Annotated in this window: 15 protein-coding genes; all 15 read left to right on the forward strand. The window is 62.0% G+C overall.

Annotation, left to right across the window (positions count from 1 at the left end):
* The first annotated feature begins 58 nt into the window (after nt 1-58).
* The 15 genes from hutC (at nt 59) to dtd (ending at nt 16,809) form a co-directional block, all read left to right on the forward strand.
* Nucleotides 59-769, forward strand: a complete 711-nt coding sequence (gene hutC, locus R1A29_RS01285) for a histidine utilization repressor (protein WP_162803449.1) — start codon at nt 59-61, stop codon at nt 767-769.
* Nucleotides 766-1,335 (forward strand): HutD/Ves family protein, encoded by a 570-nt coding sequence (locus R1A29_RS01290; protein WP_438300441.1) that lies wholly within the window; start codon nt 766-768, stop codon nt 1,333-1,335. Before hutC ends, R1A29_RS01290 begins: the two co-directional genes overlap by 4 nt.
* 421 nt (nt 1,336-1,756) lie before the next feature.
* Nucleotides 1,757-3,439, forward strand: a complete 1,683-nt coding sequence (gene hutU / locus R1A29_RS01295) for a urocanate hydratase (protein WP_438300442.1) — start codon at nt 1,757-1,759, stop codon at nt 3,437-3,439.
* Between the two features lie 81 nt (nt 3,440-3,520).
* Entirely contained in the window at nt 3,521-4,993 is a 1,473-nt protein-coding gene (locus R1A29_RS01300; protein ID WP_085711025.1) for a purine-cytosine permease family protein, read from the forward strand.
* Nucleotides 4,994-5,064: 71 nt separating this feature from the next.
* Entirely contained in the window at nt 5,065-6,033 is a 969-nt protein-coding gene (locus tag R1A29_RS01305) for an ABC transporter substrate-binding protein (protein WP_085732540.1), read from the forward strand.
* Between the two features lie 83 nt (nt 6,034-6,116).
* The gene (locus tag R1A29_RS01310) at nt 6,117-6,968 is read left to right on the forward strand and encodes an ABC transporter permease (RefSeq protein WP_114881111.1); all 852 of its coding nucleotides are present in this window, start codon (nt 6,117-6,119) and stop codon (nt 6,966-6,968) included.
* Nucleotides 6,965-7,795, forward strand: a complete 831-nt coding sequence (locus tag R1A29_RS01315) for a quaternary amine ABC transporter ATP-binding protein (RefSeq protein WP_305833284.1) — start codon at nt 6,965-6,967, stop codon at nt 7,793-7,795. The genes R1A29_RS01310 and R1A29_RS01315 overlap by 4 nt, the downstream gene beginning before the upstream one ends.
* Nucleotides 7,796-7,864: 69 nt before the next feature.
* Nucleotides 7,865-9,388 carry a histidine ammonia-lyase gene (gene hutH, locus R1A29_RS01320; RefSeq protein ID WP_438300443.1) on the forward strand — a complete coding sequence of 508 codons (1,524 nt, stop codon included), beginning with the start codon at nt 7,865-7,867 and terminating at the stop codon, nt 9,386-9,388.
* A gap of 117 nt (nt 9,389-9,505) precedes the next feature.
* Complete coding sequence (gene hutH, locus R1A29_RS01325) at nt 9,506-11,038, forward strand: histidine ammonia-lyase (protein ID WP_438300444.1); 1,533 nt, start codon at nt 9,506-9,508, stop codon at nt 11,036-11,038.
* Between the two features lie 216 nt (nt 11,039-11,254).
* Nucleotides 11,255-12,460 (forward strand): imidazolonepropionase, encoded by a 1,206-nt coding sequence (hutI, locus tag R1A29_RS01330; protein WP_438300445.1) that lies wholly within the window; start codon nt 11,255-11,257, stop codon nt 12,458-12,460.
* A gap of 10 nt (nt 12,461-12,470) precedes the next feature.
* Complete coding sequence (gene hutG / locus R1A29_RS01335) at nt 12,471-13,271, forward strand: N-formylglutamate deformylase (RefSeq protein ID WP_134825198.1); 801 nt, start codon at nt 12,471-12,473, stop codon at nt 13,269-13,271.
* A 175-nt stretch (nt 13,272-13,446) separates the two neighbouring features.
* A complete protein-coding gene (locus R1A29_RS01340) occupies nt 13,447-14,394 on the forward strand; it encodes a choline ABC transporter substrate-binding protein (RefSeq protein WP_438300446.1) in 948 nt (315 codons plus the stop codon).
* Nucleotides 14,394-15,299 carry an alpha/beta hydrolase gene (locus R1A29_RS01345; protein ID WP_438300447.1) on the forward strand — a complete coding sequence of 302 codons (906 nt, stop codon included), beginning with the start codon at nt 14,394-14,396 and terminating at the stop codon, nt 15,297-15,299. Before R1A29_RS01340 ends, R1A29_RS01345 begins: the two co-directional genes overlap by 1 nt.
* A gap of 104 nt (nt 15,300-15,403) precedes the next feature.
* On the forward strand, nt 15,404-16,375 hold the full coding sequence (gene pip / locus R1A29_RS01350) for a prolyl aminopeptidase (protein WP_007952436.1): 972 nt from the start codon (nt 15,404-15,406) through the stop codon (nt 16,373-16,375).
* On the forward strand, nt 16,372-16,809 hold the full coding sequence (gene dtd / locus R1A29_RS01355; protein WP_248743166.1) for a D-aminoacyl-tRNA deacylase: 438 nt from the start codon (nt 16,372-16,374) through the stop codon (nt 16,807-16,809). The genes pip and dtd overlap by 4 nt, the downstream gene beginning before the upstream one ends.
* Nucleotides 16,810-17,068: the final 259 nt, after the last annotated feature.

Raw genomic sequence — 17,068 nt, forward strand, 5'->3', positions numbered from 1 at the left:
CAATGAACAGGGATCCATCGTGCCGACTCCGCCTCCAGTTTCTCCGTTGGCCGCGAACATGGGCGACAGTCCGGCGCCCTTGTACGCCCGCGTCAAACAGATGATTACCCAGCAGATCGACAGTGGTAACTGGCCGCCGCATTACCGCGTGCCGTCGGAAAGCGAGCTGGTCAGCCAGTTGGGCTTCAGCCGCATGACCATCAACCGCGCGCTGCGCGAGATGACCGCCGATGGTCTGCTGGTGCGCATGCAGGGCGTCGGCACCTTCGTCGCCGAGCCGAAGAGTCAGTCCGCGCTGTTCGAAGTGCACAACATCGCCGACGAAATCGCCTCCCGTGGCCATCGCCATACCTGCCAGGTGATCACACTGGAGGAAGAGGCTGCCGGTTCCGAGCGCGCCCTGGCGCTGGATATGCGCGAAGGGCAGAAGGTGTTCCACTCGCTGATCGTGCATTACGAGAACGACATTCCGGTGCAGATCGAAGACCGCTTCGTCAACGCGCTGGTCGCCCCGGAATACCTCAAGCAGGACTTCACCCTGCAAACGCCATACGCCTATCTGAACCAGGTTGCGCCGCTGACCGAAGGCGAGCATGTGGTCGAAGCGATCCTCGCCGAGCCGTCCGAATGCAAATTGCTGCAGATCGAAAAAGGCGAACCGTGCCTGCTGATCCGTCGCCGTACCTGGTCGGGCCGTCAGCCGGTGACCGCTGCGCGCCTGATCCATCCCGGTTCCCGTCATCGTCTGGAAGGTCGGTTTCATAAATGAAAGAGTTGAAGGTTTTACGCGCCGAAGGTTACCCGCGCATGCCGTGGAAAAACGGCGGCGGCAGCACCGAAGAAATCACCCGTGACGCCGGTGCCGGTCTCGACGGTTTCGGCTGGCGCCTGTCGATTGCCGACATCGCCGAATCCGGTGGTTTCTCGACGTTCACCGGTTATCAACGGGTGATCACGGTGTTGCAGGGCGACGGTATGACCCTGTGTGTCGACGGTGACGACACCCGGCCGCTGTTACCCCTCGACCCGTTTGCCTTCAGCGGTGAAAGCCAGGTGTCCTGCACCTTGCTCGGCGGTGCTATCCGCGACTTCAACCTGATCTACGCACCGCAGCGTTACAGCGCGCGCTTGCAGTGGCTGGAGGGCGAGCAACGGTTTTTCAGCTCCGCCGGCACCGTTCTCGTTTTCAGTGTCAGCGAGTTGCTGCAAGTGCAGGTCGGTGACAGTGCTGCGCAACTTGGCCGGCATGATTGCCTGCAACTGGACGGCAACACCGGTCTGGTGGACATCGCCGTCAACGCGGGCTGCTGTGTGATCGAACTGACTGCGCACTGATCCGATTCCTGAAAAACCGCCGCTATGAACAGTGCCTGTAGGGGCTGTTGAGAGCGGCGGTTTTTTTTCATCCCGACGTTCCCGAACGCGCACCAACTTGTTACCGAACGCCCCAGCGTGGCGCAAAACCACGCACGTGAACTCGCCCTCCGCTTGTTCAAACCAACCCCGCGAAAAAATTCATACACGCCACAACCCTTGATTCAGGCGTCCTCCAGCCGTCCCCGCATTTTTATTGATCAACCCTCCAACAAGTTGGCCGCTCGATTGCATATGCTTGTATGTACAAGTAAAGACGTATGCGTATGAGTCGTCAGAGGTTCTCCGCAGCGTCCCTGATTCGCTTGTCGCGCATTGAAGCGCACAAGCCGCTTGCCCATCGCCAGGGTTGGTTTGAATTGATCGCTGAGGAGTCTTTTTCGTGACTGACGCAAAAACTACTAAATTCCGTGACGTTGAAATTCGTGCATCGCGCGGCAACAAGCTGACCGCCAAGAGCTGGCTGACCGAAGCGCCGCTGCGCATGCTGATGAACAACCTCGACCCGGAAGTGGCCGAGAACCCGAAAGAATTGGTGGTCTACGGTGGCATCGGCCGCGCCGCGCGCAACTGGGAGTGCTACGACAAGATCGTCGAAAGCCTGACCAACCTGAATGACGACGAAACCCTGCTGGTGCAATCCGGCAAACCGGTCGGCGTGTTCAAGACCCACAGCAATGCCCCGCGCGTACTGATCGCCAACTCCAACCTGGTGCCGCACTGGGCGACCTGGGAACACTTCAACGAACTCGACGCCAAAGGTCTGGCGATGTACGGCCAGATGACCGCCGGCAGCTGGATCTACATCGGCAGCCAGGGCATCGTGCAGGGCACCTACGAAACCTTCGTCGAAGCCGGTCGCCAGCATTACGATTCCAACCTGAAGGGCCGCTGGGTCCTGACCGCCGGCCTCGGTGGCATGGGCGGCGCCCAGCCGCTGGCCGCGACTCTGGCCGGTGCCTGCTCGCTGAACATCGAATGCCAGCAGGTGAGCATCGATTTCCGCCTGAAAAGCCGTTACGTCGACGAGCAGGCCAAAGACCTCGACGACGCCCTGGCGCGCATCGAGAAATACACCGAGGAAGGCAAGGCGATCTCCATCGCGCTGCTGGGCAACGCCGCCGAAATTCTCCCGGAACTGGTCCGTCGTGGTGTGCGTCCGGACATGGTCACCGACCAGACCAGCGCCCACGACCCGCTCAACGGTTACCTGCCGGCCGGCTGGACCTGGGACGAATACCGCGCCCGCGCCAAGACCGAGCCGGCCGCTGTGATCAAGGCCGCCAAGCAGTCGATGGCGGTGCACGTCAAAGCCATGCTGGATTTCCAGAAGCAAGGCATCCCGACCTTCGACTACGGCAACAACATTCGCCAGATGGCCCAGGAAGAGGGCGTGGAAAACGCTTTCGACTTCCCGGGTTTCGTACCCGCTTACATCCGTCCGTTGTTCTGCCGTGGCATCGGCCCGTTCCGCTGGGCGGCGCTGTCGGGCAACGCTGAAGACATCTACAAGACCGACGCCAAAGTCAAAGAACTGATCCCGGACGACGCCCACCTGCACAACTGGCTGGACATGGCCCGCGAGCGCATCAGCTTCCAGGGTCTGCCGGCGCGGATCTGCTGGGTCGGCCTGGGTCAGCGCGCCAAGCTCGGTCTGGCGTTCAACGAAATGGTCCGTCGCGGCGAGCTGTCGGCGCCGATCGTCATTGGCCGCGACCACCTCGACTCCGGCTCGGTGTCCAGCCCGAACCGCGAAACCGAATCGATGCAGGATGGCTCCGATGCAGTCTCCGACTGGCCACTGCTCAACGCTTTGCTCAACACCGCGAGCGGCGCGACCTGGGTGTCCCTGCACCACGGCGGCGGCGTCGGCATGGGCTTCTCCCAGCACTCGGGCATGGTGATCGTCTGCGACGGGACTGACGAAGCAGCCGAGCGTATTGCTCGCGTGCTGCACAACGACCCGGGCACCGGCGTCATGCGTCACGCCGATGCCGGTTACCAGATCGCCATCGACTGCGCCAAGGAGCAAGGGCTGAACCTGCCGATGATCACCGGCAAATAAAAAACGGCGGGAGCGAGCGTGCTCGCTCCCGCGCAAGCCAATACAACAACAAAACCCAGAACAATCCACAGAGGTTGAATCATGGCTGGCAACACCGATCGTGCAAGCAACAAACCGTTGATCGAAAGGCGTTCGATCGACTACATCCCGGAAGCGGAAAGACACGGTCGTCTATTCAGTCAGTTCACCCTGTGGATGGGTGCCAACCTGCAAATCACTGCAATCGTCACCGGGGCCCTGGCTGTGGTGCTGGGCGGTGACGTGTTCTGGTCGCTGATCGGTCTGTTGATCGGTCAACTGCTGGGCGGCGGCGTCATGGCGCTGCACGCGGCGCAAGGGCCGAAGCTGGGCCTGCCGCAGATGATCTCCAGCCGTGTGCAGTTCGGGGTTTATGGCGCGGCGATTCCGATCGTGCTGGTGTGCCTGATGTACCTCGGCTTCACCGCCACCGGCACCGTGCTGTCAGGCCAGGCGCTGGGCCAGTTGTTCGGGGTCAGTGACACCGTCGGCATCCTGCTTTTCGCCAGCGTCATCGTGGTGGTCACGGTGCTCGGCTATCGGGTGATCCACTGGATCGGCCGTATCGCCAGTGTCATCGGCGTGATTGCTTTCGTTTACCTGTTCAGCCGTCTGATGAGTCAGGTGGACGTCGGCGCACTTCTGCAAATTCGTCACTTCAGCTGGAGCAGTTTCCTGCTGGCGGTGTCGCTGGCAGCGTCCTGGCAGATCGCCTTCGGCCCGTACGTGGCGGACTATTCGCGTTACCTGCCGAGCAAGGTTTCCTCGGTGAAAACCTTCTTCGCTGCCGGCGCCGGTTCGGTGATCGGCGCGCAGGTGGCGATGATTCTCGGCGTGTTCGCGGCGGCTTCGGCCAACGGCCAGTTCGCCGGCCATGAAGTGGCTTACATCGTCGGTCTGGGCGGCACCGGTGCCACCGCGGCGCTGCTTTATTTCAGCATCGCGTTCGGCAAGGTGACCATCTCGACGCTGAACTCCTACGGCAGCTTCATGTGCATCGCCACCATCATCAGCGGCTTCCGTGGCCACCTGACGGTCACCCGGATGCAGCGCCTGGTGTTCGTGCTGGTGATCGTCGGTGCCGCGACCCTGATCGCCTTGCTCGGCCAGCACTCGTTCCTCGGGGCGTTCAAGTCTTTCATCCTGTTCCTGCTGGCGTTCTTCACGCCGTGGAGCGCGATCAACCTCGTGGACTACTACTGCATTACCCGTGAGCACTACGACGTCCCGGCGCTGGCCGATCCGAACGGTCGCTACGGTCGCTGGAACCTCCTCGGGATCAGCGTCTATGTGTTCGGTGTGCTGGTGCAGCTGCCGTTCATTTCCACCAAGTTCTATACCGGTCCGCTGGTAGCCGCACTGGGTGATGTGGATATCTCGTGGATCATCGGTCTGGTGCTGCCCGCTGCGCTTTACTACGTGTGCGCAAAGAAATGGCACGGCAGCGTGCCCGATCACCTGATTCTGCCGGTCGAGCAGAACAGCGTTGTACAACCTGAAGCAAACGGGACCGGCCGCGCTGCGGCGCAGGCCTGATCTGGACGTGGACAGGGCTGGATGCCTCTTGAACTGCCGTAAGCCAATTCATGATTAGGAGCGTCACAACAATGAAATCGAACAAGACCCTGCTGACCACATTGCTGTCCATGGGCCTGCTGGCCAGTGCCGGTGCCACTCAGGCCGCCGGCTGGTGCGAATCCGGCAAACCGGTGAAATTCGCCGGCCTGAACTGGGAAAGCGCGATGTTGCTGACCGACGTGCTGCAGGTCGTGCTGGAGAAAGGTTACGACTGCAAGACCGACAGCCTGCCGGGCAACTCCATCACCATGGAAAACGCCCTGAGCAGCAACGATATTCAAGTGTTCGCCGAAGAGTGGGTCGGCCGCAGCGAGGTCTGGAACAAGGCCGAGAAGGCCGGCAAGGTCGTCGGTGTCGGCGCGCCGGTGGTCGGTGCGGTGGAAGGCTGGTACGTACCGCGCTATGTGATCGAAGGCGATGCCAAGCGCAAGATCGAAGCCAAGGCGCCGGACCTGAAAAACATCGCTGACCTGGGCAAATACTCGGCAATCTTCAAGGATGCCGAAGAGCCGTCCAAGGGCCGCTTCTACAACTGCCCGGCCGGCTGGACCTGCGAGCTGGACAACAGCGAAATGCTGAAAAGCTACGGCCTGGAAAACAGCTACACCAACTTCCGCCCGGGCACCGGCCCGGCGCTGGATGCGGCGGTGCTGTCGAGCTACAAGCGCGGCGAGCCGATCCTGTTCTACTACTGGTCGCCAACCCCGCTGATGGGCCAGATCGATGCGGTCAAACTGGAAGAGAAACCGGGCGTCGACAAGCGCGTGACCATCAAGGTCGGCCTGTCCAAGACCTTCCACGAGGAAGCCCCCGAGCTGGTGGCCGTGCTGGAAAAGGTCAACCTGCCGATCGACCTGCTGAACCAGAACCTGGGTCGTATGACCAAGGAGCGGATCGAGTCGCCGAAGCTGGCGAAAATCTTCCTCAAGGAACATCCTGAGGTCTGGCATGCGTGGGTCAGCGACGACGCTGCCAAGAAAATCGACGCGGCGCTGTAGGTCGATACCTCCCGGCTAACCGTGAGGCTGGCCGGGAGAATTGCCGTCATCGCTTGATTGAGATTTCTGATTGAGAGCCGCTTATGTTTCCCGAACGCTTTACGTTTTCCATCGCCGACTGGGTCAACGGTTGGGTCGATGCACTGGTCACCAACTACGGTGACGTGTTCCGCCATATCTCCGACACCCTGCTGTGGGCCATCGTCAACCTTGAAGGCCTGCTGCGCGCCGCACCGTGGTGGCTGATGCTGGCCATCGTTGCCGGGGTTGCCTGGCACGCCACGCGCAAGCTCGTGACCACCGCCGTGATCGTTGGTCTGCTGTTCCTGGTGGGCGCCGTCGGCCTCTGGGACAAACTCATGCAGACGCTGGCGCTGATGATGGTCGCCACAGTCATCTCGGTGCTGATCGGTGTGCCGCTGGGGATCCTCTCGGCCCGCAGCAATCGCCTGCGTTCGTTCCTGATGCCGCTGCTCGACATCATGCAGACCATGCCCAGCTTCGTGTACCTGATTCCGGTGCTGATGCTGTTCGGCCTGGGCAAGGTGCCGGCGATTTTCGCCACCGTGATCTACGCTGCGCCGCCGCTGATCCGCCTGACCGATCTGGGCATCCGCCAGGTCGACGGTGAAGTGATGGAAGCCATCAACGCTTTCGGCGCCAACCGCTGGCAGCAACTGTTCGGCGTGCAACTGCCGCTGGCCTTGCCGAGCATCATGGCCGGGATCAACCAGACCACCATGATGGCCCTGTCGATGGTGGTGATCGCCTCGATGATCGGCGCCCGTGGCCTGGGTGAAGATGTGCTGGTGGGCATCCAGACCCTCAACGTCGGACGCGGCCTTGAAGCCGGTCTGGCGATCGTGATTCTCGCAGTGGTCATCGACCGCATTACCCAGGCGTATGGTCGCCCACGGCATGAGGTGAGCAAATGAGCAACGCAACCGTGAGCAAGATCGAAGTCAAAAACGTCTTCAAGATTTTCGGCAACCGGTCCAAGGATGCACTGGCGATGGTCGGCCAGGGCAAGACCAAGGAGCAGGTGCTGAACGAAACCGGTTGCGTGGTCGGGGTCAACGACCTGTCCCTGAGCATCGGCACCGGCGAGATCTTCGTGATCATGGGTCTGTCCGGCTCCGGCAAATCCACGCTGGTGCGCCACTTCAACCGCCTGATCGACCCGACCAGCGGCGCGATCCTGGTGGACGGCGTGGACATCCTGCAATACGACATGGACGCCCTGCGCGAATTTCGCCGGCACAAGATCAGCATGGTGTTCCAGAGCTTCGGCCTGCTGCCGCACAAGACCGTGCTCGACAACGTCGCCTACGGCCTGAAAGTGCGCGGCGAGAGCAAGCAGCTGTGCGCCGAGCGCGCGTTGCACTGGATCAACACCGTGGGCCTCAAGGGCTACGAAAACAAATACCCGCACCAGCTCTCCGGCGGCATGCGCCAGCGTGTCGGCCTGGCCCGCGCCCTGGCGGCGGACACCGACATCATCCTGATGGACGAGGCGTTCAGCGCCCTCGACCCACTGATCCGTGCCGAGATGCAGGACCAGTTGCTGGAGCTGCAAAAGACCCTGCACAAGACCATCGTCTTCATCACCCACGACCTCGACGAGGCCGTGCGCATCGGCAACCGCATCGCGATCCTCAAGGACGGCCGCCTGATTCAGGTCGGTACGCCGAAAGAGATCCTGCATTCGCCGGCGGACGAGTATGTCGATCGCTTCGTGCAGCGGCGGGCGGCGGTGGTTTGAGGTTCGTTCCCACGTCGAACCGTCTGCGTGGGAATGCATTTCGTGACGATCAGGTTAAAGAGGTTTTAGATGTCCCAGGCTGAAAAAATCGTTATCGCCGACGCCCCGATGCGTTGGCAGGATGTGGTCGCGGTAGCCCGTCACGGCGCGCAGCTCGAGCTGTCGGCCCAGACCTGGGCGCGCATCGAAAATGCTCAGGGCATCGTCCAGCGCATCGTCGCCAGCGGCGAGCGCGCCTATGGCGTCAACACAGGGCTGGGCGGTCTGTCCAACGTCTCGCTGCAGGGCGAACAACTCAGCCAGTTATCGCGCAACACCTTGCTCAGCCACGCCTGCGGCGTCGGCCCGGTACTGGCCGACGAGCAGACCCGCGCCATCATGTGCGCCGCGATCCGCAACTACAGCCACGGCAAATCCGGGATTCATCGCCAAGTGGTCGAAGCACTGTTGTCGCTGCTCAATCGCGGCATCACCCCGCAAGTGCCGTCCCAGGGTTCGGTCGGTTACCTGACCCACATGGCGCACATCGGTATCGCGCTGCTGGGCGTGGGCAATGTCAGCTATCGCGGGCAAGTGATTTCCGCGCAGCAGGCGTTGGCCGAAGAAGGCCTGCAACCGGTGCAACTCGGGGCGAAGGACGGTTTGTGCCTGGTCAACGGCACGCCGTGCATGACCGGTCTCAGCTGCCTGGCGATTGCCGATGCCACGCGTCTGGTGCAATGGGCCGACGTGGTCGGCGCCATGAGTTTTGAAGCGCAGCGCGGTCAGATCGCCGCATTCGACGCCGAGATCATCGCGCTCAAGCCGCACCCGGGCATGCAACAGGTCGGCGTCAATCTGCGGGCGCTGCTCGATGGCAGCGAAGTGATCGCGAAGAGCAAAGGCATTCGCACTCAGGATGCGCTGAGCATCCGTTCGATCCCGCAGGTACACGGCGCCGCGCGCGATCAACTGCAACACGCGATCAAGCAGATCGAAACCGAACTCAACGGCTGCACCGACAACCCGTTGCTGCTGGGTACGCCGGACAACTTCCGGGTGATGTCCCAGGCCAACCCGCACGGGCAATCGGTAGCGCTGGCGGCGGACTTGCTGGCTATCGCGATGGCCGAAATCGGCTCGATTGCCGAGCGGCGTCTGGACCGTCTGATCAACCCGCATGTCAGCGGTCTGCCGGCGTTTCTGGTGGCCAATCCGGGGGTGAACTCCGGGATGATGATCGTGCAATACGTCGCCGCGTCGCTGTGCGCGGAAAACCGCCAGTTGGCGCAACCGGCGGTACTCGACAACTACGTCACTTCGGGCCTGCAGGAAGACCACCTGAGCATGGGCACCAACGCCGCGCTGAAGCTGCATCGCGCACTGGAAAACTGCACGCAGATCCTCGCCATCGAGTACCTGCTGGCGGCTCAGGCCTTTGAATTTCTCAAGGAACAGCGCTTTGGCGCCGGCACCGATGTGGCGTGGCGACTGCTGCGTGAGAAGGTCCCGGCTTACGATCAGGACCGTTGGCTGGCGCCGGATATCGCCGCTGCCGCGAGCGTGTTGAAAGACCCGGATCTGCTGCACCGCGTACTGCCGAATTTGCACTGACAATTACCCATACCAGCGTGCCAAGGCGCGGATCGTCCAAAAGACGAGAGGCGACGGATAACGGAATGCTCCGGAGCGACTGGTAGTTCATAACAAACTCTCAAAAGGAGCATTTAAATGACTGCGCTGAACCTGATCCCCGGCCAACTGAGCCTGTCCCAACTGCGTGATGTCTATCAGCAACCGGTCAAGCTGACTCTCGACAACAGCGCCTCGGCCCAGATCGAAGCCAGCGTCGCCTGCGTCGAGCAGATCCTCGCCGAGAACCGCACCGCCTACGGCATCAACACCGGTTTCGGCCTGCTGGCCTCGACCCGCATCGCCAGCGAAGACCTGGAAAACCTCCAGCGCTCGCTGGTGCTGTCCCACGCTGCCGGCGTCGGTCAGCCGATCAGCGATGAGCTGGTGCGCCTGATCATGGTGCTCAAGGTCAACAGCCTCAGCCGTGGTTTCTCCGGTATCCGCCGCGTGGTGATCGACGCGCTGATCGCCCTGATCAACGCCGAGGTTTACCCGCACATTCCGTTGAAAGGTTCGGTCGGTGCGTCCGGTGACCTGGCACCGCTGGCGCACATGTCGCTGGTGCTGCTGGGCGAGGGCAAGGCGCGCTACAAGGGCGAATGGATGGAAGCCACCGAAGCGCTGAAGGTCGCCGGTCTGACGCCGCTGACCCTGGCCGCGAAAGAAGGTCTGGCGCTGCTCAACGGTACGCAAGTTTCCACCGCATTCGCCCTGCGCGGTCTGTTCGAAGGTGAAGACCTGTTCGCCGGCGCGCTGGCGCTGGGCGGTCTTACAGTTGAAGCGGTGCTCGGTTCGCGCTCGCCGTTCGACGCGCGCATCCACGCCGCCCGTGGCCAGAAAGGCCAGATCGACACCGCCGCTGCCTACCGCGATCTGCTGGGCGAGCGCAGCGAAGTCTCCGATTCGCACCAGAACTGCGAAAAGGTCCAGGACCCGTACTCGCTGCGCTGCCAGCCACAAGTCATGGGCGCCTGCCTGACCCAGTTCCGTCAGGCCGCCGAAGTGCTGGTCATCGAAGCCAACGCCGTCTCCGACAATCCACTGGTGTTTGCGGCTGAAGGCGACGTGATTTCCGGTGGCAACTTCCACGCCGAACCAGTCGCTATGGCCGCTGACAACATGGCATTGGCCATCGCCGAAATTGGCTCCCTGAGCGAGCGCCGCATCTCGCTGATGATGGACAAGCACATGTCGCAACTGCCGCCGTTCCTGGTGGCCAATGGCGGCGTGAACTCCGGTTTCATGATTGCCCAAGTGACTGCGGCAGCCCTCGCCAGCGAAAACAAGGCGCTGGCCCACCCGCATTCGGTGGACAGTCTGCCGACCTCCGCCAACCAGGAAGACCACGTGTCGATGGCCCCGGCTGCCGGCAAGCGTCTGTGGGAAATGGCCGAGAACACTCGCGGCATTCTGGCAGTGGAATGGCTGGCGGCGGTGCAGGGTCTGGACCTGCGCAACGGCCTGAAGACCTCGGCCAAACTGGAAAAGGCCCGGGGCATTCTGCGTCGTGAAGTGCCGTTCTACGAGAAGGACCGCTTCTTTGCGCCGGACATCAATGCCGCGACCGAACTGCTGGCGTCGCGGGTTCTGACTGAACTGGTTCCGGCCAAGTTGCTGCCGAGCCTGTAAGAGACACCCCTCACCCCAGCCCTCCCGAAACGTCGGACCGCCCGGAGGGAGAGGGAGCCGATCTCGGTGAGCTTCTAGGCCTGAGTTCGGCTCAAACTATCAGGTCGGCAACAATCGAAAGAACAACGCGGTCAGTCCCCTCTCCCTCCGGGAGAGGGTTAGGGTGAGGGGCTTTTGAAGGCTGCCCACCAAACAGAATTTCAACGGAGGCCAACAGTGAAAACCCTCTGGCAACACTGCCACGTCGCAACCATGGCGCAAGGCGTCTACTCGATCATCGAGGATGCGGCCATCGTGACGTCCGGTGCACACATCGAGTGGATCGGCCCGCGCACTCAATTGCCGTCCGGCGAATATCCGGCGGTCAACGATCTGCAAGGCGCGTGGGTCACCCCCGGCCTGATCGACTGCCACACCCACACCGTGTTCGGCGGCAACCGCAGCGGTGAATTCGAGAAACGCCTGCAAGGTGTGAGCTACGCGGAGATCGCCGCAGCCGGTGGCGGCATCGCCAGCACCGTGCGCGCCACCCGCGAAGCGTCGGAAGACGAGCTGTTCGCCAGCGCCGCCAAACGCCTGAAAAGCCTGATGCGCGACGGCGTGACCACGGTCGAAATGAAGTCCGGCTACGGCCTCGACCTGGCCAGCGAACGCAAGATCCTGCGGGTCATCCGTCGCCTCGCCGACGAGCTGCCGATCAGCGTACGCAGCACCTGTCTGGCCGCCCATGCGTTGCCGCCGGAGTACAAGGATCGCGCTGACGATTACATCGATCACATCTGCGCCGAGATGCTGCCCGCACTGGCCGCCGAAGGGCTGGTGGACGCGGTGGATGCCTTCTGCGAATACCTGGCGTTCTCCCCGGAGCAGGTCGAGCGGGTGTTCGTTACCGCGCAAAAACTCGGTCTGCCGGTGAAGCTGCACGCCGAGCAATTGTCGTCGTTGCACGGTTCCAGCCTCGCGGCGCGCTATCACGCGTTGTCCGCCGATCATCTGGAATTCATGGATGAAGACGACGCCATTGCCATGGCCAAGTCCGACACCGTCGCGGTGCTGTTGCCGGGGGCGTTCTACTTCCTGCGTGAAACCCAATTGCCGCCGATGGAAGCCCTGCGCAAGCACAAGGTGAAAATCGCCATCGCCAGCGACCTCAACCCCGGCACCTCGCCGGCGCTGTCATTGCGCCTGATGCTGAACATGGCCTGCACCTGTTTCCGCATGACCCCGGAAGAAGCTTTGGCCGGCGCCACGATTCATGCGGCGCAAGCCCTGGGCATGGCCGATACCCACGGTTCGCTGGAAGTCGGCAAGGTGGCGGATTTCGTCGCCTGGCAGATCGACCGGCCGGCGGACCTGGCGTACTGGTTGGGCGGCGAACTGGACAAACGCGTCGTGCGTCACGGCGTTGAATCAAGTCTGTAGGAGAGCGGTTGTGGATAAGGTTCTGAACTTCAAACAAGGTCGTGTGCCGCTGCTGATCAGCATGCCCCACGCGGGTGTGCGCCTGACCCCGGCGGTCGAGGCCGGATTGATCCCGGACGCGAAAAGCCTGCCGGACACCGACTGGCATATTCCGCAGCTCTACGATTTCGCCGCCGAACTGGGCGCCAGCACCCTGGCGGCCGAGTATTCGCGGTTCGTCATCGATCTGAACCGGCCATCCGACGACAAACCGTTGTATGCCGGCGCCACCACCGGGCTGTACCCGGCAACGTTGTTCGATGGCATTCCATTGTTCAAGGAAGGCAAGGAGCCGTCGAAAGAAGAACGCGCGACGTACCTGGAGCAGATCTGGACGCCGTACCACCGCACCTTGCAGGAAGAGCTGGCGCGGCTGAAGGCCGAGTTCGGTTACGCACTGTTGTTCGATGCGCACTCGATCCGTTCGATCATCCCGCACCTGTTCGACGGCAAGTTGCCGGACTTCAATCTGGGCACCTTCAACGGCGCCAGTTGCGACCCACAACTGGCCACGCAACTGGAAGCGATCTGCGCACGCCACGGCGATTACAGCCATGTGCTGAACGGACGCTTCAAGGGCGGCCACATCACCCGTCACTACGGCAACCCGGCCGAGAACATCCATGCCGTGCAACTGGAACTGGGCCAGTGCACCTACATGGAAGAGTTCGAACCGTTCCGCTACCGCGCCGATCTGGCGGAGCCGACGCGGGTGGTGCTCAAGGAGTTGCTGCAAGGGCTGCTCGCCTGGGGCGCAAAGCACTACAACTGAGTCAGCTGTGATCGTTCCCACGCTCTGCGTGGGAATGATCGGGAGAAGTCGCCACCGTGCAAATCCCGGTCGCCACAGGTCGCTTTTCCGTCTCGCCTGCTGCGTAATGTTTCGGCCACGGTGCAAGAAGACACCGATCCGAACAATAAACCGCTGCCGCACGAGACGATCCCACATGAAAAAACTGTTCACTCGTTGTGCGTTAATCCTCACCGGCAGTGCGCTGCTCAGCGCCGGCGCCATGGCTTCCGACGATGCTTCCTGCAAAACCGTGCGCATGGGCGTGGTCAACTGGACCGACGTGATCGCCACCAGCGGCATGGCCGACGTGCTGCTCAACGGCCTCGGCTACGAAAGCAAACAGACCAGCGCCGTGCAGCAAATCATCTTTGCCGGCATTCGCGACAAACGACTCGATATCTTCCTCGGCTACTGGAAACCGGCGATGGACAAGAACATCGCGCCATTCCTCGCTGCCAATCAAGTCAAAGTGATGGACAAGCCAAGTCTGGCGGATGCCCAGGCAACCCTGGCAGTGCCGGACTACGTCGCGGCGGCGGGGCTGAAAACCTTTGGCGATATCGCAAAATTCAAGGATCAGCTCGGCGGCAAAATCTACGGCATCGAGCCCGGCAGCGGCGCCAACACCACGATCAAGACCATGATCGAAACCAACCATTTCGGCCTGAAGGATTTCAAGATCATCGAATCCGGTGAAGCCGGCATGCTCGCCGCCGTGCAGCGGGCGGTGAATCGCAAGGAGTTCGTGGTGTTCGTTGGCTGGACCCCGCATCCGATGAACATCAACATGAAAATCACCTACCTGACCGGCAGCGAAGACGTCTACGGCCCGAACGAAGGCGCCGCCACCGTTTCCACGGTCACCGCGCCGGATTACGCCGAGCGCTGCCCTAACGTCAATCGACTGCTGGAGAACCTGACTTTCAACGCCGCTCAGGAAAGCCAGTTGATGGTGCCAATCATGGAGCGCAAGACACCTCAGGAAGTGGCGAAGACCTGGCTGCGTGAGCATCCCGAAGATCTGCAGCGCTGGCTGGCGGGTGTCAGCAGTTTCGATGGCAAGGACGGCGTGGCCACGGTTCAGGCCAGTCTGAAAAACTGATGAGCACTTATCCACTTTCACCGGCGATGGCGGCGTTTGTCGCCAGAACCGAAAGCTTCGCCAGCGATGACAGCAGCTTCGCCGGATTGCGCCGTGGCTATGACGAGATGTGCCGGGCGTTCACCCCGCCGCGACCGGCAGGGCTTGAGGTAGAGGACTTTCGGTTGGGTGCGGTGCCGGTTCGCGCCTATCGCCCGCCTGCTGGGTCACCATCCTGTGTGGTGTATCTGCACGGTGGCGGATGGGTGGTCGGCGGGCTGGATTCCCACGACTTCATCTGCTGCGGACTGGCCATGGCGCTGGGGGCGATGGTGGTGGCGGTGGATTATCGGCTGGCGCCGGAGCATCCGTTTCCCGCCGGGTTCGAAGATTGCCTGAGTGTCTGGCGTGCCCTGCGCGACGGATCGTTCGGCTTCGACCGTGAGCGCATGCTGGTGGCCGGCGACAGTGCCGGCGGCAATCTCGCTGCTGCGTTGTGCCTGGCCCTGCGCGATGCCGGCGAAGTGCCGCCCAAAGCCCAGGTGCTGATCTATCCCGGACTGGGCGGTGACGAACAACTGCCGTCGCGCAGCGAGTGCAGCGATGCGCCGTTACTCTCCAGCAGCGACGTGGATTGTTATCACGCGTTGTACCTGCGCGGCACGCCACAACCGAATGCCTGGGCCATGCCGTTGCTTGCCGATGATTTCAGCGGATTGCCCCCGGCCTGGGTCGGCGTGGCGCAGTTCGATCCGTTGCGCGACGACGGTGTGCGCTACGCCGAACGCCTGTCCGCCGCCGGGGGCGAGGCCACGCTGTATTACGGCGAAGGGCTGGTGCACGGCTGCCTGCGGGCGCGGCATCAGGTCGCCGAAGTCGATCGTCTCTACGAAAACCTGCTGGGGTTCATGGCTGACAAAATGTGACAGCGCACGGGCATGCTCATTGACGTAAATCGGGTTTATGATGCCGGACGGCAGAATAATAGAAGTCCCCCCAGGGATGACCTCGACCCCTTACGGAGCGCGCAATGCAGACTTTGTTTCCGCAGATCAAACCTCACGCACGGCACGATCTGGCCGTCGACGACACCCATACGCTGTACGTCGACGAAAGCGGTTCACCGGAAGGTTTGCCGGTGGTGTTCATCCATGGTGGCCCGGGCGCCGGGTGCGATGCCCAGAGCCGTCGCTACTTCGATCCGAATCTGTATCGCATCGTCACCTTCGACCAGCGTGGCTGCGGACGCTCCACCCCCCACGCCAGCCTGGAAAACAACACCACCTGGGATCTGGTCGAAGACCTCGAGCGCATTCGCAAACACCTGGGCATCGATAAATGGGTGCTGTTCGGCGGTTCCTGGGGTTCGACCCTGGCGCTGGCTTACGCACAGACCCACCCGGAGCGTGTGCATGGTCTGATCTTGCGTGGGATCTTTCTCTGCCGTCCGCAGGAAATCGAATGGTTCTACCAGGCCGGTGCCAGCCGTCTGTTCCCCGATTACTGGCAGGACTACCTCGCGCCGATCCCGCTGGACGAGCGCGACGACCTGCTCAGCGCTTTCCACAAACGCCTGACCGGCAACGACCAGATCGCCCAGATGCATGCCGCCAAGGCCTGGTCGACCTGGGAAGGGCGCACCGCGACCCTGCGCCCGAACCCGCTGGTGGTCGACCGTTTCTCCGAGCCGCAGCGCGCCTTGTCGATTGCGCGGATCGAATGCCACTACTTCACCAATAACGCCTTCCTCGAACCGAACCAGCTGATCCGCGACATGGGCAAGATCGCTCATCTGCCGGGTGTGATCATCCATGGCCGTTACGACGTGATCTGCCCGCTCGACAATGCGTGGGAGCTGCATCAGGCCTGGCCGAACAGCGAGCTGCAGGTGATCCGCGATGCCGGTCACGCCGCCTCCGAACCGGGTATCACCGACGCACTGGTACGCGCCGCCAGCAAAATGGCCCGGCGCCTGCTCGACCTGCCGCCCGAAGAAGCATGAAGGGGCTTTTGCAGCGCGTGAAAGGCGCGCGGGTCGAAGTGGCGGGGGAGGTGGTCGGCAGCGTCGATCAGGGTTTGCTGGTGCTGGTGGCGGTCGAACCCGACGACACGCAGGCCAGCGCCGACAAACTTCTGCATAAGCTGCTTAACTATCGAGTATTCAGTGACGCCGAGGGCAAGATGAATCTGTCTTTGGCGGATGTGGGCGGCGGGCTGCTGCTGGTCTCTCAGTTCACCCTGGCTGCCGACACCAAAAGCGGGCTGCGTCCGAGTTTCTCGACCGCCGCCCCTCCGGCGCTGGGCGAGGAATTGTTCGACTATCTATTCAGCAAAGCGAAACAGATGCATGGCACTGTGGCATCAGGTAGATTCGGCGCGGATATGCAGGTGCACCTGGTCAACGATGGCCCGGTAACCTTCCTGTTACAGACATGAAAGCGCTTGAAACAAGTTTTTAAGGGCTTTTCGACTGAAAACAGGGAATTTTCGCGATAAATACTTTGTTACCCCTGATGCGTTGTCACGCGGGCTACTAGATAATCGCGCGCTACGGGGATCAGCGTTCGTTGGTCCATTTTGACTTAGGTAAGAGACTTGTCCGGATCCGATTGGGGAATCATTTTGCCCCAGCGGAGTCGGAACAATGCTCGCCAACTTGGCAAGGGTGCCCTGCAAGGCCGGTATTTTTGTACCG

The organism is Pseudomonas sp. NMS19W (assembly GCF_051554255.1).
Taxonomy (GTDB): Bacteria; Pseudomonadota; Gammaproteobacteria; order Pseudomonadales; family Pseudomonadaceae; genus Aquipseudomonas; species Aquipseudomonas kribbensis.